A 22,509-nucleotide genomic window follows, 5' to 3' on the forward strand; every position below is an offset into this window, starting at 1 on the left:
GGCACCCCTGTCGGGCCGGGCATCACGATGTCCTGTCGTCGATGCTAGGGCCGAAGCAGGTGCCGGCGGGGCCCTCGGATCCCTTGTCCTCCCCTGATCGATCCCTGAGGGAACCCCGAGACTCCCGGTCGCCCGGCGGGCGGAGAGACACCGCGCCCCGCGCGGAGCGGTTCAGCTCTCGGGTGGCGAGAACACGACCAGGACCCGCAGGTCCTCGCTGATGTGATGGAACTTGTGGGCGACCCCGGCCGGGACGTACACCACGCTGCCGCGCGCCACTTGCGTGGTCTCCAGGCCGACGGTGATCGAGGCGCGTCCGCTCACGACGAAGTACACCTCGTCCTGGTTGTGCGGGTTCTGGGGATCATGCGTGCCCGCGTCCAGCGCGTAGAGCCCGACCGACATGTTCCGCTCCCGCAGGAACTGCAGGTAGGCGCCGTCGTTGGCGGCTCGTTCCGCCTCCAGTTCGTCCAGCCGGAATGCCTTCATCGACCTTGTCCGCCCCTGTCCGGTGCTCGTTCACGATCTCTCTGCCACGATCAGACACATGAAGAATTTCGTAGTCAAGACGATCGCCAACGCGGGCGCCCTGGCGGTCGCCGTCTGGCTGCTCGAAGACATCACCCTGACCGGTGACAGCACGGGCAAGAAGGTCGGCACCCTCATAGTCGTCGCACTGCTTTTCGGCCTGGTGAACTTCCTCGTGAAGCCCGTCGTGAAGGTGCTGACCTTTCCCCTGTTCATCCTCACGCTCGGTCTGATCACCCTGGTGGTCAACGCCTTGATGCTGCTGCTGACCTCATGGCTGGCCGACAAGCTGGACGTGAGCTTCCACGTGGAGGGCTTCTGGACCGCGGTGCTGGGCGGTCTGATCATCTCCGTGGTCTCCTGGGCGCTCAACGTCGTCCTGCCCGACGAGGACTGAGTCCTCGATGACCTTTCGCGTCTGCTTCGTCTGCACGGGCAACATCTGCCGCTCGCCGATGGCCGAGGCGGTGTTCCGCGCGCGTGTGGACGAGGCGGGGCTCGACGCACTGGTGGAGGTCGAGAGCGCCGGCACGGACGGCTGGCACGAGGGCGAGAACGCCGATCCGCGCGCACGGTCCGTCCTGGAGGAGCACGGTTACGCCCTGGAGCACACGGCCCGGCACTTCGAGGCGTCCTGGTTCGCCCGCCTCGACCTCGTCCTGGCCCTCGACTCCGGCCACCTGGAAGCCCTGCGTCTCCTCGCACCCACCGAGGAGGACGCGGCGAAGGTGCGGCTGCTGCGCTCCTTCACCCGCCCACCGGCCGGCCACCGGTCCTCACCGGACCCTTCGCACTCCCCCTCCGCTCCGCAGGGCGCCGACCTGGACGTTCCCGACCCCTACTACGGGGCGCGGCGCGGCTTCGTGGAGTGTCTTGAGATGGTGGAGGAGGCGAGCGACGGCCTGCTCGCCGCCGTACGCGACGACGTGGAAGGACAAGTGGCATGAACGAATTCACCGAGGAGGAGCTGCCCGGCGGGCCCGGCGAGGGCACGCGCGCGGTGCGGGCGGGGCTGCCCGAACCGGTGAAGCACGAGCCGACCCTGCCCGGGCCGGTGTTCGCGGCACACTTCCATCTGCCGGGCGAGCCCACCGGCCCGTACACCTACGGCCGCGACGAGAATCCGACCTGGACCCACCTCGAGGGGGCCATCGGCGAGCTCGAGGCACCGGGCCGGGACGGGGTCGAGACGCTCGTCTTCGCCTCCGGCATGGCCGCGATCTCCGCGGTGCTGTTCTCGCAGCTGCGGGCCGGGGAAGCCGTCGTGCTGCCCGACGACGGCTACCAGGTGCTGCCGCTGGTGCGTGCGCAGCTGGAGGCGTACGGCGTCGAGGTGCGCACTGCGCCGACCGCCGGCGACGCCCAGCTGGAGGTGCTGGACGGCGCGAAGCTGCTGTGGATCGAGTCGCCCTCCAACCCCGGGCTCGATGTGTGCGACATCCGGCGGCTCGTAGAAGCGGCACACGCGCGAGGTGCTCTGGTCGCCGTGGACAACACGCTCGCCACCCCGCTCGGCCAGCGTCCGCTCGAACTCGGCGCGGACTTCTCGGTGGCCAGCGGCACCAAGCAGCTCACCGGCCACGGCGACGTCCTCCTCGGTTACGTCACCGGGAAGACCGGCGAGCCCATGGCGGCGGTCCGGCGCTGGCGCAAGATCGTCGGGGCGATTCCGGGCCCCATGGAGGCGTGGCTGGCCCACCGGTCCATCGCCACGCTCCAGATGCGCGTCGACCGCCAGAACGCCACTGCCATGGCCGTCGCGCAGGCTCTGCGGGGGAGGCCCGAGGTGACCGGGCTGCGGTACCCCGGGCTGCCGGACGACCCCTCGCACAAGGTCGCCTCCCAGCAGATGCGCCGCTACGGCTGCGTGATCTCCTTCACGCTCTCCACGCGCGCGCGTGCCGAGCGATTCCTCGAGGAACTGCGGTTCGTCGAGGAGGCGACGAGCTTCGGAGGGGTCCGCTCCACCGCGGAACGGCGCGGGCGCTGGGGCGGCGACGCGGTGCCGGAGGGCTTCGTCCGGCTGTCCGTCGGAGCCGAGGATCCCGAGGACCTCGTGGCGGATGTGCTGCGTGCGCTGGAGGAGTCGGCGCGATGACCGCGCGGGGGCCCCTTCGCGGGGGTCCCGCTACGCACGACGGACGGTCCGAGCCTCCCCCCTCGTGGCTCGGACCGTCCCCGGTTCCACACGCGAAGAACCGCGACGACAAGGCTAGTTGACTCTGTGTCAGTGTCCAATCACAGTAGCGACAGAAGCCTATCGACTTATTTATAGTTGGGCCTCGCCTCGGAGCAGGAGGAAGGGCGGGAAACGGGAGGACGCTCCATGGATCTGGCCTTGCTGCGCACGTTCGTGACCGTGCACCGGGCCGGCTCCTTCACTCGCGCCGCGGCTCTGCTGGGGCTGTCCCAGCCGGCCGTCACCTCGCAGATCCGCACCCTGGAACGGCAGCTGGGCCGTCCGCTGTTCCTGCGGCAGGCGCGCGGTGTCACGCCGACGAGCATCGGCGACGAACTGGCCCACAAGGCCGCGCCCCATCTGGACGCCCTGGTGGAGATCGCCGAGACCGGCCTCGACGACGAGTCCGCCGTGCGCACCCTCCACCTCGCCGGCCCACCGGAGTTCACCGCCGAGCGGGCCCTTCCCGCGCTCTCCCGGCTGTCCCAGGGCGAGGGCCAGGGCTTCGCCCTGCGCGCCTCCTTCGGAAACGCGCAGGAGGTGCTGGAGAGCCTGGCCGCCGGGCACCACGATCTCGCGATCAGCACGGCGCGGCCGCGCGGGACCCTGCTCACGGCCACTCCGCTGTGCGACGAGGAACACATACTGGTGGCCGCCCCTCGGTGGGAGGAGCACATCGACTCCGGGAAGCTGTGCCGCAAGGGGGCCTCCGCCCTGGACAACCTCCCGGTCGTCGAGGTGCACGAGTCCCTGCCCCTGGTCTCCCGCTACTGGGCCTCCGTCTTCGACGCCCGCCCCACCGCCTCGGGCACCGTGATCGTTCCCGACCTGCGCGCGGTCCTGGCCTGCGCCGTGGCGGGTGCCGGCCTCGCGGTCCTGCCGCGCTATCTGTGCGCCGCCGCCCTCGACAACGGTGACGTCGTCGCCCTGCACGAGCCCGCGGTACCGCCGCTGCGGACCTACGTGCTGGTGGTGCGCACCGGGACCCTGGCGATGCCGCAGGTCGCGCGGGCCCATGAATGGCTGCTGGAGACGGCTGCCGCGTGGTACTGACCCGGATTCCGGGCGCTCTGACGCACCGAGCCTGCCCGGTGCCGCTCGCGATGTTTCACGTGGAACCAGCGGGGCCACATTTCTCCCATGACCGTCCGACCCGTGGTCAAGCGCACCGCACGAGCCGTTCTGCTGGACGGCGACCATCTGATCCTGATCAAACGCACCAAGCCCGGTGTCGATCCCTACTGGGTCACGCCCGGTGGCGGGGTCGAACCGGACGACGCCACCGTCGTGGACGCCCTGCACCGTGAGGTGTACGAGGAACTGGGCGCCAAGATCGCCGACGTGGTGCCCTGCTTCGTCGACACCGTGGAGCACATCGGTGAGGACGGGGGTGCGACCGGCGTGAAGGTGCAGCACTTCTTCGTCTGCCGTCTGGAATCCATGGACCCGGCCCTGCGGCACGGCCCCGAGATCGAGGAACCCGCCGGGGAGTACGAGATCGTCCGGGTGCCGTTCACTCGGGTCGGCATCGCCTCGGTCCACCTGGTGCCGCTGTCCCTGCGGCACTACCTCGACGGCAACATCGAGGGCGTCCGCGCCATGCACGCACCCGACCTCGGCTGAGGGCCCGGGCCCGCACCCTGGCTGTCGTACGTCGTTGTTTCACGTGAAACACCGCATCGTCGGCACCTCCTGGTGCGGCAGAGCCTGACATGGCCAAAAGCACGTACGTCCGACGGGAAACAGGTGGACGCCGACGGCACCGGTCGGACAGCCTGACCTGCGTGCCGACTCCTTCTCTCACCGCTCTGCCCATCCGTCGTCTGACGCCCCGCGATCTCGCGGCCTGCGCGGACCTGTCCGAGGACCGGGGGTGGCCGCGCGAGGAGCACAAGTGGGGCTTCCTCCTCACCGCCGGGAAGGGGTACGGCATCGACGCCCCCGACGGAGGTCTCGTCAGCGCCTGCGTCGTCACCGAGTACGGCCCGCACGGCCGCCCCGGCCTCGGTGCCATCGGCATGGTCCTGGTCGCCGAGCGTTACGCCCGGCAGGGCATCGGCCGCCGGCTGATGCGGCACGTCATGTCGCTGATGGGCACCACTCCGCTGACCCTGCACGCCACACCGAACGGCCGGCCGCTCTACGAGGAGCTCGGTTTCAAGGTCACCGGCCGGGCGGAGATGGTCCGTGGGCATTTCACGCCGGACGAGCTTGCTTCGGACGTCGTCACCCGTGCGGCCACGGCCGAGGACCTCATGGCGATCCTCCGCCTGGACGAGGAGGTCTTCGGGAGCGACCGCACCCATGTGATCACCCGTCTTCCGGCCTTCGCCGACCAGTTGCGGGTCGCCGAGGAAGGCGACCGGGTCATCGGATACGCGGCCGCCTGGCCCAACATGGACACCCAGGTCGTGGGCCCGCTGATCGCCAGGGACACGGAGACCGCGAAGGCCCTGCTGGCCTCCCTCGCCGCCGGTACCGACCGACCGCTGCGCACCGACATCGACGTACGGCACGAGGAGCTGCTGACCTGGGTGAAGGCGCGGGGCCTGGAGTCCGTGGCCTTCAACGCGGTGATGAGCCAGGGGATCGCCGAGTTGCCGGGCGACTGGCGCCGCCGGTTCGCGCCGCTGACCGTGGCGGCCGGCTGAAATCCCGTATCCGGCACCCGGAGGGTGCGCCCGGTGACGGGTCGCCTCCGGGGAACGCGGACGGACCGGTGCCGTGACGGCCGGACCTACGGCGGAACGCCGGTCCCCCGCGAAGGCGGAACCGGCGTTCTCCGGGGCGTGCCGGGTCAGACGAGGGTCTCCACGGCGGCCGTGGCGAAGGCGTGGTCCTGCTCCGGCGCGCCGCCGCCGACTCCGACCGCGCCGATCAGACGGCCGTCGCGGCGCACCGGCACACCACCGGCGATGAACAGCAGCGGGCGGTCGAGCGCGGTGGGCAGAGTGTGGAAGGGGCCACCGGGCTGCACGGCGTCGACGAGTTCGGCGGTGGGGGCGTTCAGCTGGAGCGCGGTGTACGCCTTGCGCGTGCTCGTCTCACCGGAGATCAGGACGGCCCGGTCGTCACGCCGGAAGGCCAGCAGGTGACCGCCCGCGTCCAGGACGGTGACGCTGACCGTGACCCCGGCGGCCTCGGCGGCACGGTGGGCGGCGGTGACAAGGGCTTCGGCGTCGTGGACGGTCAGCGGCGCGAGGGCGGTGGTGCTCATGGGGGAGTTCTCCTTGTGAGGGGGCGGGGCGCGAAGGCGCCGGTGGTTCGGGGGGTTCGGGGACGGACGCGGGCACGGTGCACCACAAACGCCGGCCCGGGTGCCGGCCCGGTCCGGACGGTTCAGGCCCGGGCGGGGCCGGACGTCACCGCTGGACGGCCGGGTACCGCTCGGCGGGCGCTCCCCCGGCGACGACGGCGCCCGGTACGGCGTCGGCGCCACCGCGGGCGTTGTCGCGACGCTCCAGCGCGGCCGAGACGAGGGCGAGGAGCAGCGCGCCCGCGGCGAGGGCGGCGCCGACCCAGTTCGGGGCGGTGTAGCCGAGGCCGGCGGCGATCACCAGGCCGCCCAGCCAGGCGGACAGCGCGTTGCCGAGGTTGAAGGCGCCGATGTTGACCGCGGACGCCAGGGTCGGCGCGCCGTGGGCCTGGTCCAGGACCCGCTTCTGGAGCGGTGGAACGGTGGCGAATCCCAGGGCGCCGATCAGGACGATCGTGACGGCCGCGAGGACCTTGTCGTGGGCGGTCAGCGTGAAGAGCGCCAGGACGACCGCCAGGGCGCCCAGGGAGACGTACAGCATCGGCATCAGCGCGCGGTCCGCGTACCGGCCGCCGACGAGGTTGCCGCCGACCATGCCCAGCCCGAAGAGGACCAGCAGCCAGGTGACGGAACCGTCGGCGAAGCCGGCCACGTGCGTCATCATCGGCGCGATGTAGGTGATCGCCGCGAAGACACCGCCGAAACCGAGGACGGTCATCGCCATGGCGAGCAGCACCTGGGCGTTCTTGAAGGCGGCCAGTTCGTGGCGCAGACTAACGCCTTCGGCCCGGGGCATCTCGGGTACGAGCCGGGCGATGCCGGCGAGTCCCACGACACCGAGTGCGGCGACGAGGGCGAAGGTGACGCGCCAGCCCAGGGTCTGTCCGACGAGGGTGCCCAGGGGGACGCCCACGACGTTGGCGACGGTCAGGCCGGTGAACATCATCGCGATGGCTCCGGCCTTCTTGTCCGGGGCGACCAGGTCGGCGGCGACGACCGATCCGATGCCGAAGAACGCGCCGTGGGCGAGCGAGGCGACCACCCGGCCGATCAGCATCACCGTGAACGACGGCGCGACGGCGGAGAGCAGGTTGCCGACGATGAACAGGCCCATCAGCAGCATCAGCATCCGCTTGCGGGAGATCTTGGTGCCGAGGACGGTCATCAGCGGGGCGCCGAACATGACACCGAGCGCGTAGCCGGTCACGAGGAGGCCGGCCGTGGGGATGGAGACGCCGAAGTCGCCCGCGACCTCGGGCAGCAGCCCCATGATCACGAACTCGGTGGTTCCGATGCCGAAGGCCCCGATCGCGAGAGCCAGAAGCGCGAGAGGCATAGGGGTAACACCCTTCCCAGACGATTGCAGATGCGCTTTGCGTGCGTTCACAATAGTTGCAGACGCTGGCTATATGCAAACGCCGTCTATTGCAGAATTGCTCTATCCTGGTGACAGCCGCTCCGGGACGGAGGAGAACCCCCATGACTGCCACGGACCCCGCGCTCACCGCCCTCGCCCAGGGCTGGTGCGCCCTCTCCCTGCTGCACGGGAGGATCGAGGCCCACATCGAGCGCGCGCTCCAGGCCGGACACGACCTCAGCGTGCGCGAGTACTCCCTGCTCGACGTGCTGAGCCGGCAGCACGAAGGCGTAGGCGGGCATCTCCAGATGAAGCAGGTGGCCGACGCGGTCGTGCTCAGCCAGAGCGCGACCACCCGGCTCGTGACCCGCCTGGAGGACCGCGGACTGCTCGAGCGCTATCTGTGCCCCACCGACCGCCGAGGCATCTACACCAATGTCACCGAAGCCGGTCTGAAGCTCCTGGCCCAAGCCCGCCCCACCAATGACGCCGCACTGCGCGAGGCACTCGACGAAGCCGCCAGGAACCCTGAACTGGCCCCGCTGGTACGGGTCGTGGAGTCACTGAAAGCACCCGTGCCCGCCATGGGCGCATAGGGTCGCAGGCATGGGAGATCTTGAAATACGGGCCGCCGTTCCCGACGACATCCCCGCCGTCGTCGCCATGCTGGCCGACGACCCCCTGGGGGCGCAGCGCGAGTCGCCGGACGACCTCGGCCCCTATCTGGCGGCCCTGGAGCGGCTGAGCGCCGACCCGAACCAGCGTCTCGTCGTCGCCGTCCGTGAGGGCCGCGTCGTCGGAACCCTTCAGCTGACGATCGTCCCCGGACTGTCCCGCCGCGGCTCCACCAGGTCGATCATCGAAGGGGTGCGGGTCCACGCCGACGAGCGTGGCAGCGGTCTGGGCACCCGCTTCATCGAATGGGCGATCGAGGAGTCACGGCGGGAGAACTGTCAGCTGGTCCAGCTGACCTCGGACACCGCCCGTACCGACGCCCACCGCTTCTACGAGCGCCTCGGCTTCGTCGCTTCCCACGTGGGCTTCAAACTGCAGCTCTGAGGCCGGAGCGTTGTGTCCTGTTTCACGTGAAACAGGACACAACGCTCCGGCCTGCCGTCAGCCGATACCCCGCCAGCCCTGTGGGTCGACCCCGCCGGGCACAGCGGCCCCTTCGTCGTACGGCTGCCGGGTGAACACGAAGGAGCCGAGGTCCAGGTGGTCCACGGTCCCGTCCGGCCGCCGTACGGCCCGCAGGAGCTCACCGGCGTAGTAGCCCTCCAGACCGGTCCAGGTGCCGTCCCCGTTCGGCCTGAACCGGGAGCGCCGGCCCGCGCCGGACAGCGGCTCCAGACAGACCAGCCCGTCGGCTGTCACCCGCAGGGCACAGGGGGAGGCTCCCCAGTACCACTGGCCGGCCAGCGCCAGCACCGAAGGATCCACCTCGCGCAGCGGGCGCCAGGGCTCCGGCATCCGCGGCTCGGCCTCGGCGACGATACGGACGAGATCGGCAGCCACCTGGGACGTCATGAGTCCGCCCGTGCAGTTGGCCAGCACCACCGCGGCCACGTCGTCGGCCACGCCGAGGGTGAGGGTCGCGAGGAATCCCGGCACCGAGCCGGAGTGGCCCACGAGCAACCGGCCGTCCCGGTGCTGGATCTGGAGGCCGAGCCCGTACGCGGCACCGTCCACTACGTCCGACGGCCCGGCCGGAGCCGCGGGCGTCGACATCTCCCGCAGGGTCTCGGCGCTCAGTACCCGCTCGTCACCCCGGGCGAGGAACACGGCGAAACGGGCAAGGTCGGCGGTCGTGGACCAGAGCTGGCCCGCCGCGGCCATCCGCCCGAAGTCCTCGGCGGGTTCGGGCAGCATCACGTCGGCCCAGGGATGCACCGCCCAGCCGCCCGCGGCGGGAGCCTGCGGCCGGACGCTCGTGCGGGCGAGGCCCAGAGGTTCGAGCACTTCACGCCGTAGGACCTCCTCCCACGGCGCGCCACGGAGCTCTTCCACCAGGGCGCCCAGAAGCGCGTATCCGGGATTCGAATAGTGGTACCGGCGGCCGGTGGGATGCAGGGCGGTGCCGTCCCCCAGCACGTCGGCGAGCTCGGGCCGCAGGGAGCCCGGGGTCCGCTCCCACCACGGCCCGGGCGACTCGGCCGCCAACCCTCCGGTGTGGGCCAGCAGTTCGGCCACCGTGGCCTCCCCCGCCCCCGTGCCGGGCAGGTGCTTCTCCAGTGCCTCGGCCAGGTCGAGCAGGCCCTCGTCGCGAAGCCGCAGCACGAGCACCGCGGTGAAGGTCTTGGTGATCGAGCCGATCCGGTACTGCACGTTCTCGTCCGGACCGTGGCCGTCGACCGAGGTCCGTGCGCCGTGCCACAAGGCCCGCCCGTCCCGTACGACCGCGGCCACGAGCGAGGGGGCCCGCCCTTCGGCCTGGGCCGTCGCGATCCGATGCAGGAGCGCACGCCGGGTACCGGGCAGCAGCTCTTCCTGAGATGTCGTCATGATCCCAGTCCACCCCGGCCGCGCGGCCGGCGTCGAGCACATCCCGCCGCCCGCGCGGATCAGGTCTGGGCCATGTCCACGAAGCGCGAGTAGTGGCCCTGGAAGGCCACGGTGATGGTGGCCGTCGGGCCGTTACGGTGCTTGCCCACGATGATGTCCGCTTCGCCGGCGCGCGGGGACTCCTTCTCGTAGGCGTCCTCGCGGTGCAGCAGGATGACCATGTCGGCGTCCTGCTCGATGGAGCCGGACTCACGCAGGTCGGACACCATCGGCTTCTTGTCCGTGCGCTGCTCGGGACCACGGTTCAGCTGCGAGAGGGCGATCACCGGCACCTCCAGCTCCTTCGCGAGCAGCTTGAGGTTACGGGACATGTCCGAGACCTCCTGCTGACGGCTCTCGGAGCGCTTGGAGCCACCGGCCTGCATCAGCTGGAGGTAGTCGATGATCACGAGCTTGATGTCGTTGCGCTGCTTCAGCCGACGGCACTTCGCGCGGATCTCCATCATCGACAGGTTCGGGGAGTCGTCGATGTACAGCGGCGCGGAGGACACCTCGGGCATCCGGCGCGCGAGGCGGGTCCAGTCCTCGTCCGTCATCGTGCCCGAGCGCATGTGGTGCAGGGCGACGCGGGCCTCCGCGGAGAGCAGACGCATCGCGATCTCGTTGCGCCCCATTTCCAGGGAGAAGATCACGCTCGGCAGGTTGTGCTTGATCGACGCGGCGCGCGCGAAGTCCAGCGCGAGCGTCGACTTGCCCATGGCGGGACGGGCCGCGATGACGATCATCTGACCCGGGTGCAGACCGTTGGTGAGCGAGTCGAGGTCCGTGAAGCCGGTGGGCACCCCGGTCATCTCACCGCTGCGTGAGCCGATGGCCTCGATCTCGTCGAGGGCGCCCTCCATGATGTCGCCGAGCGGGAGGTAGTCCTCGCTGGTGCGCTGCTCGGTGACCGCGTAGATCTCGGCCTGGGCCCGGTTGACGATCTCGTCCACGTCGTCGTCACCGGCGTATCCCATCTGGGTGATGCGCGTGCCGGCCTCGACCAGACGACGCAGTACGGCGCGCTCGTGGACGATCTCCGCGTAGTACTCGGCGTTGGCGGCCGTCGGCACCGTCTGCACGAGGGTGTGCAGATAGGACGCGCCACCGACCTTGTTGATCTCTCCGCGCTTGGTGAGCTCCGCGGCGATGGTGATGGGGTCGGCCGGCTCGCCCTTGGCGTAGACGTCCAGGACCGCCTGGAAGATCGTCTCGTGCGCGGGCTTGTAGAAGTCGTGTCCCTTGAGGACCTCCACCACGTCGGCGATGGCGTCCTTGGACAGCAGCATGCCGCCCAGGACGGACTGCTCGGCATCGAGATCCTGCGGCGGCACCCGCTCGAAGGCGGTGCCACCGCCCTCCCAGTCGCCGCTGTCGCGGCCGCGGTCGTGCTGTTCGTCCCGGCCGCGCCCGCCGTCGCCACGCCGGCGGGCCGGAGGCAGACGATCACTGGGCCCGCTGTCGGCCCACGGGTCGTCCAAGGGCTCGGAAATGCTCACCGAGCAACCTCCTCCCGTCCGCCGAGCGGACCTCGCCATGCCTTCTTTCTACGGCACGGCACTGACAAATAAGAGCGCCAACTCCGGTTGTGACGCGTCGGGTTTATGAGGGTTTGGCCAGCCGACGGACGGAGCGCACGCCGGACCACGGTAGGCCCGCGGGCACCGTCAGCCAATCTGGTTATCCACAGGCCATGTGGACGACGGCCCCGATGCTGTGGACAACTGCGCAAAACCTGTGCACGACCCGGTGGACAGCCCTGTGAACAAGCCCTCGACTTTTCTTACGAAGCCTCTATGACCTGCACTTTCGCCATCCACGGGCTGTGCGTAAGAAAAAGTTGCCCGGTCGGGCCAAGATCTCTTCGAACGGCGCGCGAGAGGAGGCGCGACCGGAAGAGAGGTAAGGGTCACATGGCAATTGCATCTCTTACCTGTGGACGATTAGATTGATGCTCATGACACAGGCTCCCGCGCCCCCCACGGCCGCTCGGCGACAGCACGATCGGGAGATCGTCGCACTGGCCGTTCCGGCCTTCGGCGCACTGGTCGCCGAACCGCTGTTCGTCCTGGCCGACAGCGCGATCGTCGGCCATCTGGGCACCGCCCAGCTGGCCGGACTCGGAGTCGCCTCGGCCCTTCTCATGACGTCCGTGAGCGTCTTCGTCTTCCTCGCCTACGCGACCACCGCCGCCGTCGCGCGACGGGTCGGTGCCGGTGATCTTCCGGCAGCCATCCGGCAGGGCATGGACGGCATCTGGCTGGCTCTGCTGCTCGGCGCCGCGGTGATCGCGGCCGTCCTGCCCACAGCCCCCGCCCTGGTCCAGCTCTTCGGCGCCTCGGACGCGGCTGCCCCCTACGCGACCACCTATCTCCGCATCTCGGCACTCGGCATCCCGGCGATGCTCGTCGTCATGGCCGCGACCGGTGTCCTGCGCGGACTTCAGGACACGAGGACGCCGCTCTACGTCGCCGTCGCCGGCTTCGTCGCCAACGCCGTCCTGAACGCCGGCCTCGTGTACGGCGTCGGCCTGGGCATCGCGGGATCCGCCTGGGGGACCGTGATCGCCCAGTGGGGCATGGCCGCGGTCTACCTCGCGGTGGTGATCCGGGGCGCCCGGCGCCATGGAGCATCGCTGCGCCCCGACGCCGAGGGCATCAGGGCCTCCGCCCAGGCCGGGGTGCCCCTGCTGGTGCGCACCCTCTCGCTGAGGGCGATCCTGATGATCGCCACGGCGGTGGCCGCCCGCCTCGGGGACGACGACATCGCCGCGCACCAGATCGCCTTGAGCCTGTGGAGTCTGCTGGCCTTCGCGCTCGACGCCATCGCCATCGCCGGGCAAGCCATCATCGGTCGGTACCTCGGCGCCGACGACGCCCAAGGAGCCCGGGATGTCTGCCGCCGCATGGTCGAGTGGGGCATCGCCGTGGGTGTCGTGCTGGGCCTGCTGGTCGTGGTGGCCCGCCCGCTGTTCCTGCCGCTCTTCACCGGCGATCCTGCGGTGAGGGACGCCGCGCTGCCGGCCCTTCTCGTCGTGGCGCTCTCCCAGCCCGTCTGCGGCATCGTCTTCGTCCTGGACGGCGTACTGATGGGAGCGGGCGACGGCCCCTACCTCGCCTGGGCCATGGTGCTCACCCTGGCGGTCTTCGCACCGGTGGCCCTGCTGGTGCCGGTGCTGGGCGGCGGCCTCACCGCGGTGTGGGGAGCGATGACGCTGATGATGGCGGTCCGGATGCTCACGCTCTGGCTGCGCGCACGCTCCGGCCGCTGGGTCATCACCGGCGCCACCCGCTGAGCGTTTCACGTGAAACAAGCAGATGACCTGGAACGAGCAGATGAAAGGGGCCGCACCCGGTGGGTGCGGCCCCTTCTCAGCTTTTCAGCAGAGCGCGGCGATCAGGCCGCGACAACCTCGATGTTGACCTTGGCGGCAACCTCGGGGTGCAGACGCACGGACGTCTCGTGGGCGCCCAGGGTCTTGATCGCCGAGCCGAGCTCGATGCGGCGCTTGTCGACCTCGGGGCCACCGGCAGCCTTGATCGCGGAAGCGATGTCGGCCGGGGTGACGGAACCGAAGAGACGACCGGCGTCGCCGGAGCGCACGGCCAGACGGACCTTCACGCCCTCGAGCTGGGCCTTCACAGCGTTGGCCTGCTCGATGGTCTGGATCTCGTGGATCTTGCGAGCACGACGGATCTGCTCGACGTCCTTCTCGCCGCCCTTGGTCCAGCGGATCGCGAAGTTCCGCGGGATCAGGTAGTTGCGAGCGTAGCCGTCCTTGACGTCGACGACTTCGCCGGCGGCACCGAGGCCGGAGACCTCGTGGGTGAGGATGATCTTCATTAGTCGGTCACCCTTCCCTTATCGCGCCTGGGCGGTGTACGGCAGCAGCGCCATCTCACGGCTGTTCTTGACGGCCGTGGCGACGTCACGCTGGTGCTGCGTGCAGTTGCCGGTCACGCGGCGGGCACGGATCTTGCCGCGGTCGGAAATGAACTTCCGCAGCATGTTCGTGTCCTTGTAGTCCACGTACGTGACCTTGTCCTTGCAGAATGCGCAGACCTTCTTCTTAGGCTTGCGCACAGGCGGCTTCGCCATGGTGTTTCTCCTGTGTGATCAAGAAGTGGGGATACGACCCGCCCTCGACCTGTCCGAGCCCGGAACCGGGCCCGAACGGGGCCTAGAAGGGGGGTTCGTCCGAGTAGCCGCCGCCGCTGGAGCCGGAGTTTCCACCCCAGCCGCCACCGCCGCCACCGCCCTGGTTGCCACCGGCAGGAGCGCCGGTCGCCCACGGGTCGTCGGCGGGAGCACCGCCGCCCTGCTGGCCGCCGCCGGAGTTTCCACCCCAGCCGCCGCCCTGCTGGCCGCCACCGCCACCGCCGCCGTAACCACCCTGGCCGCCCTGGCCACCGCGGCCGGAGGCCTTGGTGACCTTGGCCGTGGCACTGCGCAGGCTGGCGCCGACTTCCTCGACGTCCAGTTCGTAGACCGTGCGCTTGACGCCCTCACGGTCCTCGTAGGACCGCTGCTTCAGCCGGCCCTGCACGATGACGCGCATGCCTCGCTGGAGCGACTCCGCGACGTTCTCCGCCGCCTGGCGCCAGACCGAGCAGGTCAGGAACAGGCTCTCGCCGTCCTTCCACTCGTTCGTCTGACGGTCGAAGGTGCGGGGAGTGGACGCGACACGGAACTTCGCGACCGCCGCACCGGAGGGGGTGAAGCGCAGCTCGGGGTCGTCGACAAGATTGCCGACGACCGTGATGACGGTCTCGCCTGCCATGGGGGAACCTCTCGGCGGGTTTGCTGCTGGCTGCTTGTGCTGCTACTCAGAATCCCGAGATCAGCTGAGCTGGAGAGCTCAGTGGGTCTCGGGACGGAGGACCTTGGTCCGGAGGACCGACTCGTTCAGGTTCATCTGGCGGTCGAGCTCCTTGACGACCGCAGGCTCGGCCTGCAGGTCGATGACCGAGTAGATGCCCTCGGGCTTCTTCTTGATCTCGTACGAGAGACGACGACGGCCCCAGGTGTCGACCTTCTCCACCTTGCCGTTGCCCTCACGGACGACGGACAGGAAGTTCTCGATCAGCGGGGAGACAGCGCGCTCCTCGAGATCCGGGTCGAGGATGACCATCACTTCGTAGTGACGCATGTGGAACCCACCTCCTTTGGACTCAGCGGCCACGGTCGATCCGTGGCAGGAGGGTTGTGATGCGTACGCAACGGTATCGGCCGCCACTGACAATCGGGGGTCGGTAGCCGACTTCCCTGCTGTGACCTGGACGGACACCCTGGCTAGGCCTGGGCAGACACCGGTGCAGACGGTACAGACTACCTGCACACACGCTTCCGGTTGAAATCCGGCGTGGATGACCGTCAGTCTGTACACGTCGGGTGTGTATGGCGCTACGATGCGCCGCCTTCCGCAGGAGGTGCCCCATGGCACAGGCATTGCGACCCAATACCGCCGGATCTCTCTTCGCCACCGACGGCCGACCTCATCCGCTCCAGGACGCCCTGCTCGCGGTGACGCTGGTCCTCGGGGTGACGGCCTTCATCACCTCGTTCTTCCACAGCCTGCATCTGCTCAGCTCCTGGGCCGGCCTGGTGGGGATCCTGACCGGCGCGTACGGGCAGTGGATCTCCGAGACCACCCGTGAACGCTTCGGCCTGATCCTGGGTCTCGGAGCCTCGGGTGTCGGCTTCTTCATCGGCATGGCCAACGGCGGCCTCTTCGGCGGACTCTGGTGACCCCGGCGGCGCCGGGGTACGCACCACGGACCCCGCTCGCGCCGGACGGCACGTAGGACACCTACGAATCAGGACGGAACGCCCCGGCCGCGCACGGGCCGGGGCGAAGGTTCCGTACGCCCAGTCAGGCCGCTCGCGAGGCGCAGTAGGCTTCGGCGCGAGAGCCGGAGCCCCTGTACCCATGGGGACACACCAGCCCGAGGAGCGCCCCGAATGAGCCTGACCCTGAGGACGATCAGCCGCGAGCAGCATCTGGCATACATCCAGAGCCTGCCGTCGGCTAGCCACATGCAGGTTCCGGCCTGGGCCGACGTGAAGGCCGAGTGGCGTTCGGAGAGCCTCGGCTGGTTCGACGAGCGCACCGGCGAACTGGTCGGCGCGGGCCTCGTCCTCTACCGCCAGCTGCCCAAGATCAAGCGTTACCTGGCCTACCTTCCCGAGGGTCCGGTCATCAACTGGTACGCGCCGAATCTGACCGAGTGGCTGGAACCGATGCTCGCGCACCTCAAGCAGCAGGGCGCTTTCTCGGTGAAGATGGGCCCGCCGGTGATCATCCGCCGCTGGGAGGCCGTCTCCATCAAGGCCGGCATCCAGAACCCGGACGTGAAGCGACTGCGCGACATCGAGGCCGACTTCATCGAACCGCGCGCCTTCGAGGTGGCCGACAAGCTCCGTCGCATGGGCTGGCAGCAGGGCGAGGACGGCGGCGCCGGCTTCGGCGACGTCCAGCCGCGCTACGTCTACCAGGTGCCGCTGGCGAACCGTTCCCTCGAAGACGTCCACAAGAACTTCAACCAGCTGTGGCGCCGCAACATCAAGAAGGCCGAGAAGGCCGGCGTCGAGGTGGTCCAGGGCGGCTACCACGACCTCGAGGAATGGCAGCGGCTGTACGAGATCACGGCCGTGCGGGACCATTTCCGGCCGCGTCCGCTCTCCTACTTCCAGCGCATGTGGTCGGCCCTCAACACCGAGGACCCCAACCGCATGCGGCTGTACTTCGCCCGCCACAACGGCGTGAACCTCTCGGCCGCGACGATGCTGATCGTCGGCGGGCACGTCTGGTACTCGTACGGCGCCTCGGACAACATCGGCCGGGAGTTCCGCCCGTCGAACGCCATGCAGTGGCGCATGCTGCGCGACGCCTACGCGCTCGGCGCGACCGTCTACGACCTGCGCGGCATCTCCGACTCGCTGGACGAGTCCGACCACCTCTTCGGCCTGATCCAGTTCAAGGTCGGCACCGGCGGGCAGGCCGCGGAGTACCTCGGCGAGTGGGACTTCGCGCTGAACAAGCTGCTCCACAAGGCTCTCGACATCTACATGTCGCGCCGCTGACGTCACGTTCGGTGATTCCATATCCCCGGACACGTCCGACACCTCAGGCACTCCGACGTGTCTCCCCCACACCGCAGCCACGAGAAAGGTCCCAGGTCCGGCCATGGCGCTCACCCTCTACGTCGACACCGCGCGCTGGCGGGCGCATCACAAGCACGTGCAGGAGCAGTTCCCGGGGCTCGTCCCGGTCTGCAAGGGCAACGGCTACGGCTTCGGGCACGACCGGCTGGCGGAGGAGGCCACCCGGCTGGGCTCGGACGTCCTCGCGGTCGGCACGACGTACGAGGCGGCACGCATCAAGGACTTCTTCGGCGGTGACCTGCTGGTGCTGACGCCGTACCGGCGCGGCGAGGAGCCCGTACCGCTGCCCGACCGGGTCGTGCGCTCGGTGTCGTCGGTGGACGGCGTGTACGGCCTCGTGGGTGCCCGGGTGGTCATCGAGGTGATGTCGTCGATGAAGCGGCACGGCATCAGCGAGCAGGACCTTCCGCAGCTGCACTCCGCCATCGAGAACGTCCGCCTCGAGGGCTTCGCCATCCACCTGCCGCTGGACCGCACCGACGGCTCGGACGCCGTCGAGGAGGTCATCGGCTGGATGGACCGGCTGCGCGCGGCCCGGCTGCCGCTGCACACCATGTTCGTCAGCCACCTCAAGGCCGACGAACTCGCCCGGCTGCGGCAGCAGTTCCCGCAGACCCGCTTCCGCGCCCGTATCGGCACGCGGTTGTGGCTGGGGGACCACGAGGCCACCGAGTACCGCGGTGCCGTCCTCGACGTCACCCGGGTCGCCAAGGGCGACCGCTTCGGCTACCGGCAGCAGAAGGCCGCCTCCGACGGCTTCCTGGTGGTCGTGGCGGGCGGTACGTCGCACGGGGTGGGCCTGGAGGCCCCCAAGGCCCTGCACGGCGTCATGCCGCGCGCCAAGGGCGTCGCCCGGGCCGGCCTCGCCACGGTCAACCGCAACCTCTCGCCGTTCGTCTGGGGCGGCAAGCAGCGCTGGTTCGCCGAGCCGCCGCACATGCAGGTGTCGATCCTCTTCGTGCCCTCGGACGCCCCGGAGCCGCACGTCGGCGACGAACTGGTCGCCCATCTGCGGCACACCACCACCCAGTTCGACCGGATCGTGGATCGCTGAGACACGGACGCCGCACGAACGCGGCAACGGCGAAGGCCGTACACGGGGACTCCGTGTACGGCCTTCTCTGCGTACGGCGTTCGCTCAGGGCGAACTGTCGACGGTGTCGGGCTTGCCCCAGTCCACCTGGGGTCCGTCGAAGTGCGAGGCGTGCCGAGGCGGATGGGCCGCGGCGCCCAGGACGAAGACGTCCTCCGCCCCGTCGAGCACCCCGCCCGAAGGATCGTCGTCGCCCGCCTGCCGCACGACGTCGCGCTCCGGCATCAGGATGTCCCGCACGACCACCCCGCACAGGTAGAGCGTCCCCAGCAGGTGCACCCCGATCGCCCAGTGGTAGCCGTCGGTCGGCAGGCCTTTGTGGGCGTCCCCGCTCATCGTGTAGGCGAGGTACATCCAGATGCCCACGAAGTAGGCGACCTCGCAGGCCTGCCAGATCAGGAAGTCCCGCCACTTCGGCCTGGCCAGCACCGCCAGCGGCACCAGCCACAGGACGTACTGCGGCGAGTACACCTTGTTGGTCAGGATGAAGGCGGCGACGATCAGGAAGGCCAGCTGCGCGAAGCGCGGGCGGCGCGGCGCGGTCAGCGTCAGCACGGCGATCCCGACGGCGCACAGCAGGACGAGAAGCGTGGCGAGGGTGTTGACGCTGTCCGTGGTGAGCGGATCCTTGGAGTTCTGCGCCATGATCAGCCAGAAGGAGCCGAAGTCGACGCCGCGCTCCTGGCTGAAGCGGTAGAACTTCGACCACCCCTCGAAGGCGAAGAGCATGACGGGCAGGTTCACTACCAGCCAGGCGACGGCCGTACCGGCGAAGGCCCTGCCGAAGTCCCGCCACTTGCCCGCACGCCAGCACAGGACGAACAGGGGGCCGAGCAGGAAGACCGGATAGAGCTTGGCGGCCGTGGCGAGCCCCAGGAGGACTCCGAAAGCAAGGGACCGGCCCCGGGACCACATGAGCATCGCCGCGGCGGTCAGGGCGACCGCCAGCAGGTCCCAGTTGATGGTCGCGGTCAGGGCGAAGGCTGGTGCCAGCGCCACCAGCAGTCCGTCCCAGGGACGCCGGGCGTGCGTACGGGTCACGCAGACGGCGATGACGGCCGCGCAGGCCATCAACATGCCGGCGTTGACCATCCAGTACCACTGCTCCTGGTCCTGGATGCTGCCGCTGCCGGGCGTCAGCCAGTTGGCCACCTCCATGAAGACACCGGTCAGCACCGGGTACTCGAGGTAGTCCATGTCGCCGGGCAGCTTGTCGAAGTACGGCACGAGCCCGTCGGCGAAGCCCCGCCCCTGGTAGAGGTGGGGGATGTCCGAGTAGCAGGCGTGCGTGTACTGGGTCGTGGCCCCGAAGAACCAGCCGCCGTTGTAGCAGGGCGCCTTCTGGATCAGGCCTAGGGCGAACATCCCGATCGCCACGAGCGCGACGACCCGCACGGGCGTCCACCAGGACGTCCCCAGAAGGGCGCGGCGGCCGACCGGACCGCCGATCAGCTCACTTCCGGCCGCGGCCACCGGGTCATCGCTGGTCGGCTTCACCGGATCGGGCTGGTGCACGCGCGTGGGCGTCGATTCTGCACTGGGCATGGGCGCCATCCTGCCGTACGGACCTAGGAAAAAGCCGAGGGCCGCCCCACCTCGTTCGGTGGAGCGGCCCTTGTTTCACGTGAAACATCAGCATGTTTCACGTGAAACACCCAAGACGGGCGTCAGAGCGCTCAGCCGCTGCCTCCTCCGAAGAAGCCGCCGTTGCTCGTATTGCCTCTGGTGTCGCTGTTCGACTCCGTGGCGCTCGGGGACGGACTGTTGTCCCCTGAGCCGCCGTTCCCGTTGCCGTTCGACGTCCCCGCCGTGTTGTCGTTGCAGTCGAAGAAGTTGGAACAGGTCTCACTCGCCGAGGGAGAGGGCTCCACCCGCGTCCTGCTGGGGGACGGGGACGGCGAAGGCGACTCCTCCTCGGTCTCGACGGCCGACGGGGTCGGCGTCGGGGACGGTTCCGCGTTGACGACCTCGCCGATGGGCTGGGGCTCGGGGAAGTCCTCCGCCTTGGTGCCCTTCAGCGCCTCGGCCATGTAGTCGTGCCAGATCTGCGCCGGGAACGATGCGCCGTGGATCTTCTCCTGGCCACCCGTGCCGAACATCTTCAAGAACGTGCGGTTTTTGTTCGACTCGTCGTCGTCGTAGCGGAACATGGTGACCGCGGTCGACAGCTGCGGGGTGTAGCCCACGAACCAGGCCGACTTGTTGCCGTCGGTGGTACCGGTCTTGCCCGCCACCTCACGGCCGGGCAGCTGGGCGTTGGTACCCGTGCCCTTCTCGACCACGGTCTTGAGGATGTCCGTGACGTTGTCGGCGACCTTCGAGGTGAACGCCTGCTTGGTCTCCGTCTCGTGGGTGAAGATCTGGCCCTTCTCGCTGGTGACCCTCTCGACGGAGTAGGGGTCACGCTGCTTGCCGCTGGCGGCGAAGGTGCCGTAGGCGCCGGCCATCCGGATCGCGCTCGGGTCGGAGATACCGATCGAGAACGACGGGAAGCCGCTGTTGGTGAGGCTGGACTCCTTCAGACCCGCGCTGACGGCGGACTCCTTGACCTTGTCCAGGCCGACGTCCATGCCGAGCTGCACGAAGGCGGAGTTCACCGACTCGCGCATCGCCTCACGCAGGTCGATCTTGAAGTTGGGCGGGGACCCGAGCGAGATGTTGCCGTCGTTGGTCTGGAGCCACTCCTCGCCCTTCTCGTTCTTCCAGACCGACCCGTCGTAGTTCTCGATCTTGAGCTTGTTCTTGCCGCTGAACAGGCTCTTGGGCGACACGATGGTGCGTTCGTCCTGCGCCTGCGAGGAGCCGCCGTCCGGATCCCGCACGCCCCACGTCATCGCGGCCGCCAGGACGAAGGGCTTGAACGTCGAACCCACCTGGGCGCCGGTCTGGTCGGCGTTGTCGGTGAAGTGCTTGGTGGCGTCCTCGCCGCCGTAGATGGCCCGGATGGCGCCGGTGTCCGGTTCCACCGACGCGCCGCCGAACTGGACGTGCGTATCGGTGTCCGGGCGCAGCTTCGGCTTGATGTTGGCCTTCTGGACCTTGGCGACCGCTTCGTTGAGGGCCTTGACCTTGGTCTTGTCGAAGGTCGTGTAGATCGAGTAGCCGCCCTGCTGGAGCAGGTCCTGGGTGATCCCGGTCTTCTTGCTGTTCGTGACCAGGTAGCCGTTGGCGAGGTCGACGAGGTAGCCGACCTGACCCTTGAGGTCGGTGTTCGACCGGGGGTTCTGCCAGGAGGGAAGCTTCATGTACTGAGCCCGCACCGAGGCCTGAAGATGGCCGTACTCGACCATCTTGTCGAGGGTGTCCTGCATCTGGAGCAGGGCCCGCTTGCTGTTGGCCGCGGGGGTGGCGCCGACCGGGTCGACGGAGCTGGCGCCGGCCGGGTCGTAGTAGGTGGCGCCCTTCAGCATGGCGGCCAGGAAGGCGCACTCTCCCGGGTTGAGCTTGATCGCGTCCTTGTTGAAGTAGGCGCGCGCGGCGGCCTGGATCCCGTAGGCGTTGCGCCCGTAGTACGCGGAGTTCAGGTAGCCGGCCATGATCTGGTCCTTGTCGACCTCCGCGCCCACCTTGATGGACACGAAGATCTCCTTGAACTTCCGGGAGATCGTCTGCGACTGGTCGTTCAGCATGGCGTTCTTGACGTACTGCTGGGTGATCGTCGATCCACCCTGCGTCTGGCCGCCCCGGGCCATGTTGAACACGGCACGGGCGATGCCCTTGGGGTCGATGCCGCTGTCGTCGTAGAAGGTCTTGTTCTCCTGCGAGATCACCGCCCAGCGCATCTCCTCGGGGATCTGCGAGAGGTCGATGTTCTGCCGGTTCGTCTCACCACCGGTGGCAACCATCTGGCTGCCGTCCTTCCAGTAGTAGACGTTGTTCTGCGCCGTGGCGGTCTTGGCGACGTCCGGGATGCCCACCATGGCGTACCCGATGCCCGCCACGGCCACCAGGCTGCCCACGAAGCCGACGAACAGGCCCGTGACGAGCTTCCAGGACGGCACCCAGCGCTGCCAGCCGTCCTTGCCGGCGCGCGGGTAGTCGATCAGTCGCTTGCTGTCGGGCGCCGGACGCCCTCTGCCCCGCCCGGGACCGGCCGGGGCGCCGCGACGGCCCGCTGCGGGATCGGCCGCTCTGCGCCGCCCGCCCGGGTCTCTCTGGGACCCGCGCCGGGCGTCGGCACGGCTGCCGTGCGACTGCTCCTCGCCTCCGGCCCCGAGACCCAACCCGTAGTCGGCAGGAGATCCGGTGGCGCCTCGCGGTGCCGCGCGGCGGCCGGAGGACGCACCGGACTGGCCGCGTCGGGCCGCGGCACGTCCGCCTCCCTGCGGCGGCGGCGGTTTGCGACGGTGCTCGCTCATCGAACGATTACTCCTCGGGCAGGCGCATCCGTG

Annotated in this window: 23 protein-coding genes; 12 read left to right on the plus strand and 11 right to left on the minus strand. The window is 69.3% G+C overall.

Annotated elements, in window-relative coordinates; genetic code table 11:
- Nucleotides 1–171: 171 nt before the first annotated feature.
- Nucleotides 172–489, minus strand: a complete 318-nt coding sequence (locus Saso_RS18470; RefSeq protein WP_189923720.1) for a cupin domain-containing protein — start codon at nucleotides 487–489, stop codon at nucleotides 172–174.
- A 58-nt stretch (nucleotides 490–547) separates the two neighbouring features.
- Here Saso_RS18470 and Saso_RS18475 point away from each other — a divergent pair, with 58 nt between their 5' ends.
- The 6 genes from Saso_RS18475 (at nucleotide 548) to Saso_RS18500 (ending at nucleotide 5,358) form a co-directional block, all read left to right on the plus strand.
- Nucleotides 548–925, plus strand: coding sequence for a phage holin family protein (locus tag Saso_RS18475; protein WP_189923718.1), 378 nt, complete (start codon nucleotides 548–550; stop codon nucleotides 923–925).
- A 7-nt stretch (nucleotides 926–932) separates the two neighbouring features.
- Nucleotides 933–1,475 (plus strand): low molecular weight protein-tyrosine-phosphatase, encoded by a 543-nt coding sequence (locus Saso_RS18480; protein ID WP_189923717.1) that lies wholly within the window; start codon nucleotides 933–935, stop codon nucleotides 1,473–1,475.
- Nucleotides 1,472–2,626: a cystathionine gamma-lyase gene (locus Saso_RS18485; RefSeq protein ID WP_189923716.1), complete on the plus strand. Its 1,155-nt coding sequence runs from the start codon at nucleotides 1,472–1,474 to the stop codon at nucleotides 2,624–2,626. Before Saso_RS18480 ends, Saso_RS18485 begins: the two co-directional genes overlap by 4 nt.
- A gap of 228 nt (nucleotides 2,627–2,854) precedes the next feature.
- A complete protein-coding gene (locus Saso_RS18490) occupies nucleotides 2,855–3,760 on the plus strand; it encodes a LysR family transcriptional regulator (protein ID WP_189923715.1) in 906 nt (301 codons plus the stop codon).
- Between the two features lie 87 nt (nucleotides 3,761–3,847).
- Nucleotides 3,848–4,330 (plus strand): NUDIX domain-containing protein, encoded by a 483-nt coding sequence (locus Saso_RS18495; protein WP_189923714.1) that lies wholly within the window; start codon nucleotides 3,848–3,850, stop codon nucleotides 4,328–4,330.
- Nucleotides 4,331–4,491: 161 nt separating this feature from the next.
- Nucleotides 4,492–5,358, plus strand: coding sequence for a GNAT family N-acetyltransferase (locus tag Saso_RS18500; RefSeq protein ID WP_189923713.1), 867 nt, complete (start codon nucleotides 4,492–4,494; stop codon nucleotides 5,356–5,358).
- A gap of 146 nt (nucleotides 5,359–5,504) precedes the next feature.
- Here Saso_RS18500 and Saso_RS18505 read toward each other — a convergent pair whose 3' ends face one another.
- Together Saso_RS18505 and Saso_RS18510 are read right to left on the minus strand one after the other, a co-directional pair.
- Nucleotides 5,505–5,924 (minus strand): GlcG/HbpS family heme-binding protein, encoded by a 420-nt coding sequence (locus tag Saso_RS18505; RefSeq protein ID WP_189923711.1) that lies wholly within the window; start codon nucleotides 5,922–5,924, stop codon nucleotides 5,505–5,507.
- Nucleotides 5,925–6,069: 145 nt separating this feature from the next.
- Nucleotides 6,070–7,299 (minus strand): MFS transporter, encoded by a 1,230-nt coding sequence (locus tag Saso_RS18510; RefSeq protein ID WP_189923709.1) that lies wholly within the window; start codon nucleotides 7,297–7,299, stop codon nucleotides 6,070–6,072.
- Nucleotides 7,300–7,442: 143 nt separating this feature from the next.
- On the opposite strand from Saso_RS18510, the gene Saso_RS18515 reads away from it, so the two are divergent.
- On the plus strand, nucleotides 7,443–7,916 hold the full coding sequence (locus tag Saso_RS18515; protein WP_189923707.1) for a MarR family winged helix-turn-helix transcriptional regulator: 474 nt from the start codon (nucleotides 7,443–7,445) through the stop codon (nucleotides 7,914–7,916).
- 10 nt (nucleotides 7,917–7,926) lie between these two features.
- Nucleotides 7,927–8,379, plus strand: coding sequence for a GNAT family N-acetyltransferase (locus Saso_RS18520; protein ID WP_189923705.1), 453 nt, complete (start codon nucleotides 7,927–7,929; stop codon nucleotides 8,377–8,379).
- 57 nt (nucleotides 8,380–8,436) lie between these two features.
- On the opposite strand, the gene Saso_RS18525 is transcribed toward Saso_RS18520, so the two are convergent.
- Both Saso_RS18525 and dnaB read right to left on the minus strand, forming a co-directional pair.
- Nucleotides 8,437–9,822, minus strand: a complete 1,386-nt coding sequence (locus Saso_RS18525) for a serine hydrolase domain-containing protein (protein ID WP_189923703.1) — start codon at nucleotides 9,820–9,822, stop codon at nucleotides 8,437–8,439.
- Between the two features lie 59 nt (nucleotides 9,823–9,881).
- Nucleotides 9,882–11,360 carry a replicative DNA helicase gene (gene dnaB / locus Saso_RS18530; protein ID WP_189923701.1) on the minus strand — a complete coding sequence of 493 codons (1,479 nt, stop codon included), beginning with the start codon at nucleotides 11,358–11,360 and terminating at the stop codon, nucleotides 9,882–9,884.
- Between the two features lie 458 nt (nucleotides 11,361–11,818).
- On the opposite strand from dnaB, the gene Saso_RS18535 reads away from it, so the two are divergent.
- Nucleotides 11,819–13,156, plus strand: coding sequence for an MATE family efflux transporter (locus Saso_RS18535; RefSeq protein ID WP_189923699.1), 1,338 nt, complete (start codon nucleotides 11,819–11,821; stop codon nucleotides 13,154–13,156).
- Nucleotides 13,157–13,257: 101 nt separating this feature from the next.
- Here the strand turns inward: Saso_RS18535 and rplI are convergent, their stop codons facing one another.
- From rplI to rpsF, 4 genes are all read right to left on the minus strand, one after another.
- Nucleotides 13,258–13,704 carry a 50S ribosomal protein L9 gene (gene rplI, locus Saso_RS18540; RefSeq protein WP_189923697.1) on the minus strand — a complete coding sequence of 149 codons (447 nt, stop codon included), beginning with the start codon at nucleotides 13,702–13,704 and terminating at the stop codon, nucleotides 13,258–13,260.
- A gap of 18 nt (nucleotides 13,705–13,722) precedes the next feature.
- The gene (gene rpsR, locus Saso_RS18545) at nucleotides 13,723–13,959 is read right to left on the minus strand and encodes a 30S ribosomal protein S18 (protein WP_020130672.1); all 237 of its coding nucleotides are present in this window, start codon (nucleotides 13,957–13,959) and stop codon (nucleotides 13,723–13,725) included.
- Between the two features lie 82 nt (nucleotides 13,960–14,041).
- Entirely contained in the window at nucleotides 14,042–14,641 is a 600-nt protein-coding gene (locus Saso_RS18550) for a single-stranded DNA-binding protein (protein WP_189923695.1), read from the minus strand.
- 78 nt (nucleotides 14,642–14,719) lie between these two features.
- Nucleotides 14,720–15,010 carry a 30S ribosomal protein S6 gene (rpsF, locus tag Saso_RS18555; RefSeq protein ID WP_006604399.1) on the minus strand — a complete coding sequence of 97 codons (291 nt, stop codon included), beginning with the start codon at nucleotides 15,008–15,010 and terminating at the stop codon, nucleotides 14,720–14,722.
- A gap of 287 nt (nucleotides 15,011–15,297) precedes the next feature.
- Here rpsF and Saso_RS18560 point away from each other — a divergent pair, with 287 nt between their 5' ends.
- The 3 genes from Saso_RS18560 (at nucleotide 15,298) to Saso_RS18570 (ending at nucleotide 18,079) form a co-directional block, all read left to right on the plus strand.
- Nucleotides 15,298–15,609, plus strand: coding sequence for a hypothetical protein (locus tag Saso_RS18560; RefSeq protein WP_189923694.1), 312 nt, complete (start codon nucleotides 15,298–15,300; stop codon nucleotides 15,607–15,609).
- A 213-nt stretch (nucleotides 15,610–15,822) separates the two neighbouring features.
- Complete coding sequence (gene femX, locus Saso_RS18565; RefSeq protein ID WP_189923692.1) at nucleotides 15,823–16,944, plus strand: peptidoglycan bridge formation glycyltransferase FemX; 1,122 nt, start codon at nucleotides 15,823–15,825, stop codon at nucleotides 16,942–16,944.
- A 103-nt stretch (nucleotides 16,945–17,047) separates the two neighbouring features.
- Entirely contained in the window at nucleotides 17,048–18,079 is a 1,032-nt protein-coding gene (locus Saso_RS18570) for an alanine racemase (protein WP_189923690.1), read from the plus strand.
- An 84-nt stretch (nucleotides 18,080–18,163) separates the two neighbouring features.
- Here Saso_RS18570 and Saso_RS18575 read toward each other — a convergent pair whose 3' ends face one another.
- Both Saso_RS18575 and Saso_RS18580 read right to left on the minus strand, forming a co-directional pair.
- Nucleotides 18,164–19,663 carry a glycosyltransferase family 87 protein gene (locus Saso_RS18575; protein ID WP_189923688.1) on the minus strand — a complete coding sequence of 500 codons (1,500 nt, stop codon included), beginning with the start codon at nucleotides 19,661–19,663 and terminating at the stop codon, nucleotides 18,164–18,166.
- A gap of 131 nt (nucleotides 19,664–19,794) precedes the next feature.
- Nucleotides 19,795–22,476 (minus strand): transglycosylase domain-containing protein, encoded by a 2,682-nt coding sequence (locus Saso_RS18580; RefSeq protein ID WP_189923686.1) that lies wholly within the window; start codon nucleotides 22,474–22,476, stop codon nucleotides 19,795–19,797.
- Nucleotides 22,477–22,509 lie beyond the last annotated feature (33 nt).

Origin of the sequence: Streptomyces asoensis (assembly GCF_016860545.1) — a bacterium.
Classification (GTDB): Bacteria; Actinomycetota; Actinomycetes; order Streptomycetales; family Streptomycetaceae; genus Streptomyces; species Streptomyces asoensis.

Coding starts and splice junctions, on each gene's coding strand:
- Saso_RS18570 (WP_189923690.1), top strand. CDS start 17,048: ATGGCGCTCACCCTCTACGTCGACACCGCGCGCTGGCGGGCGCATCAC.
- Saso_RS18480 (WP_189923717.1), top strand. CDS start 933: ATGACCTTTCGCGTCTGCTTCGTCTGCACGGGCAACATCTGCCGCTCG.
- Saso_RS18525 (WP_189923703.1), bottom strand. CDS start 9,822: ATGACGACATCTCAGGAAGAGCTGCTGCCCGGTACCCGGCGTGCGCTC.
- femX (WP_189923692.1), top strand. CDS start 15,823: ATGAGCCTGACCCTGAGGACGATCAGCCGCGAGCAGCATCTGGCATAC.
- Saso_RS18490 (WP_189923715.1), top strand. CDS start 2,855: ATGGATCTGGCCTTGCTGCGCACGTTCGTGACCGTGCACCGGGCCGGC.
- Saso_RS18580 (WP_189923686.1), bottom strand. CDS start 22,476: ATGAGCGAGCACCGTCGCAAACCGCCGCCGCCGCAGGGAGGCGGACGT.
- Saso_RS18535 (WP_189923699.1), top strand. CDS start 11,819: ATGACACAGGCTCCCGCGCCCCCCACGGCCGCTCGGCGACAGCACGAT.
- Saso_RS18575 (WP_189923688.1), bottom strand. CDS start 19,663: ATGCCCAGTGCAGAATCGACGCCCACGCGCGTGCACCAGCCCGATCCG.
- rpsR (WP_020130672.1), bottom strand. CDS start 13,959: ATGGCGAAGCCGCCTGTGCGCAAGCCTAAGAAGAAGGTCTGCGCATTC.
- rplI (WP_189923697.1), bottom strand. CDS start 13,704: ATGAAGATCATCCTCACCCACGAGGTCTCCGGCCTCGGTGCCGCCGGC.
- Saso_RS18495 (WP_189923714.1), top strand. CDS start 3,848: ATGACCGTCCGACCCGTGGTCAAGCGCACCGCACGAGCCGTTCTGCTG.
- Saso_RS18505 (WP_189923711.1), bottom strand. CDS start 5,924: ATGAGCACCACCGCCCTCGCGCCGCTGACCGTCCACGACGCCGAAGCC.
- rpsF (WP_006604399.1), bottom strand. CDS start 15,010: ATGCGTCACTACGAAGTGATGGTCATCCTCGACCCGGATCTCGAGGAG.
- Saso_RS18510 (WP_189923709.1), bottom strand. CDS start 7,299: ATGCCTCTCGCGCTTCTGGCTCTCGCGATCGGGGCCTTCGGCATCGGA.
- Saso_RS18470 (WP_189923720.1), bottom strand. CDS start 489: ATGAAGGCATTCCGGCTGGACGAACTGGAGGCGGAACGAGCCGCCAAC.
- Saso_RS18475 (WP_189923718.1), top strand. CDS start 548: ATGAAGAATTTCGTAGTCAAGACGATCGCCAACGCGGGCGCCCTGGCG.
- Saso_RS18485 (WP_189923716.1), top strand. CDS start 1,472: ATGAACGAATTCACCGAGGAGGAGCTGCCCGGCGGGCCCGGCGAGGGC.
- Saso_RS18560 (WP_189923694.1), top strand. CDS start 15,298: ATGGCACAGGCATTGCGACCCAATACCGCCGGATCTCTCTTCGCCACC.
- Saso_RS18515 (WP_189923707.1), top strand. CDS start 7,443: ATGACTGCCACGGACCCCGCGCTCACCGCCCTCGCCCAGGGCTGGTGC.
- Saso_RS18520 (WP_189923705.1), top strand. CDS start 7,927: ATGGGAGATCTTGAAATACGGGCCGCCGTTCCCGACGACATCCCCGCC.
- Saso_RS18550 (WP_189923695.1), bottom strand. CDS start 14,641: ATGGCAGGCGAGACCGTCATCACGGTCGTCGGCAATCTTGTCGACGAC.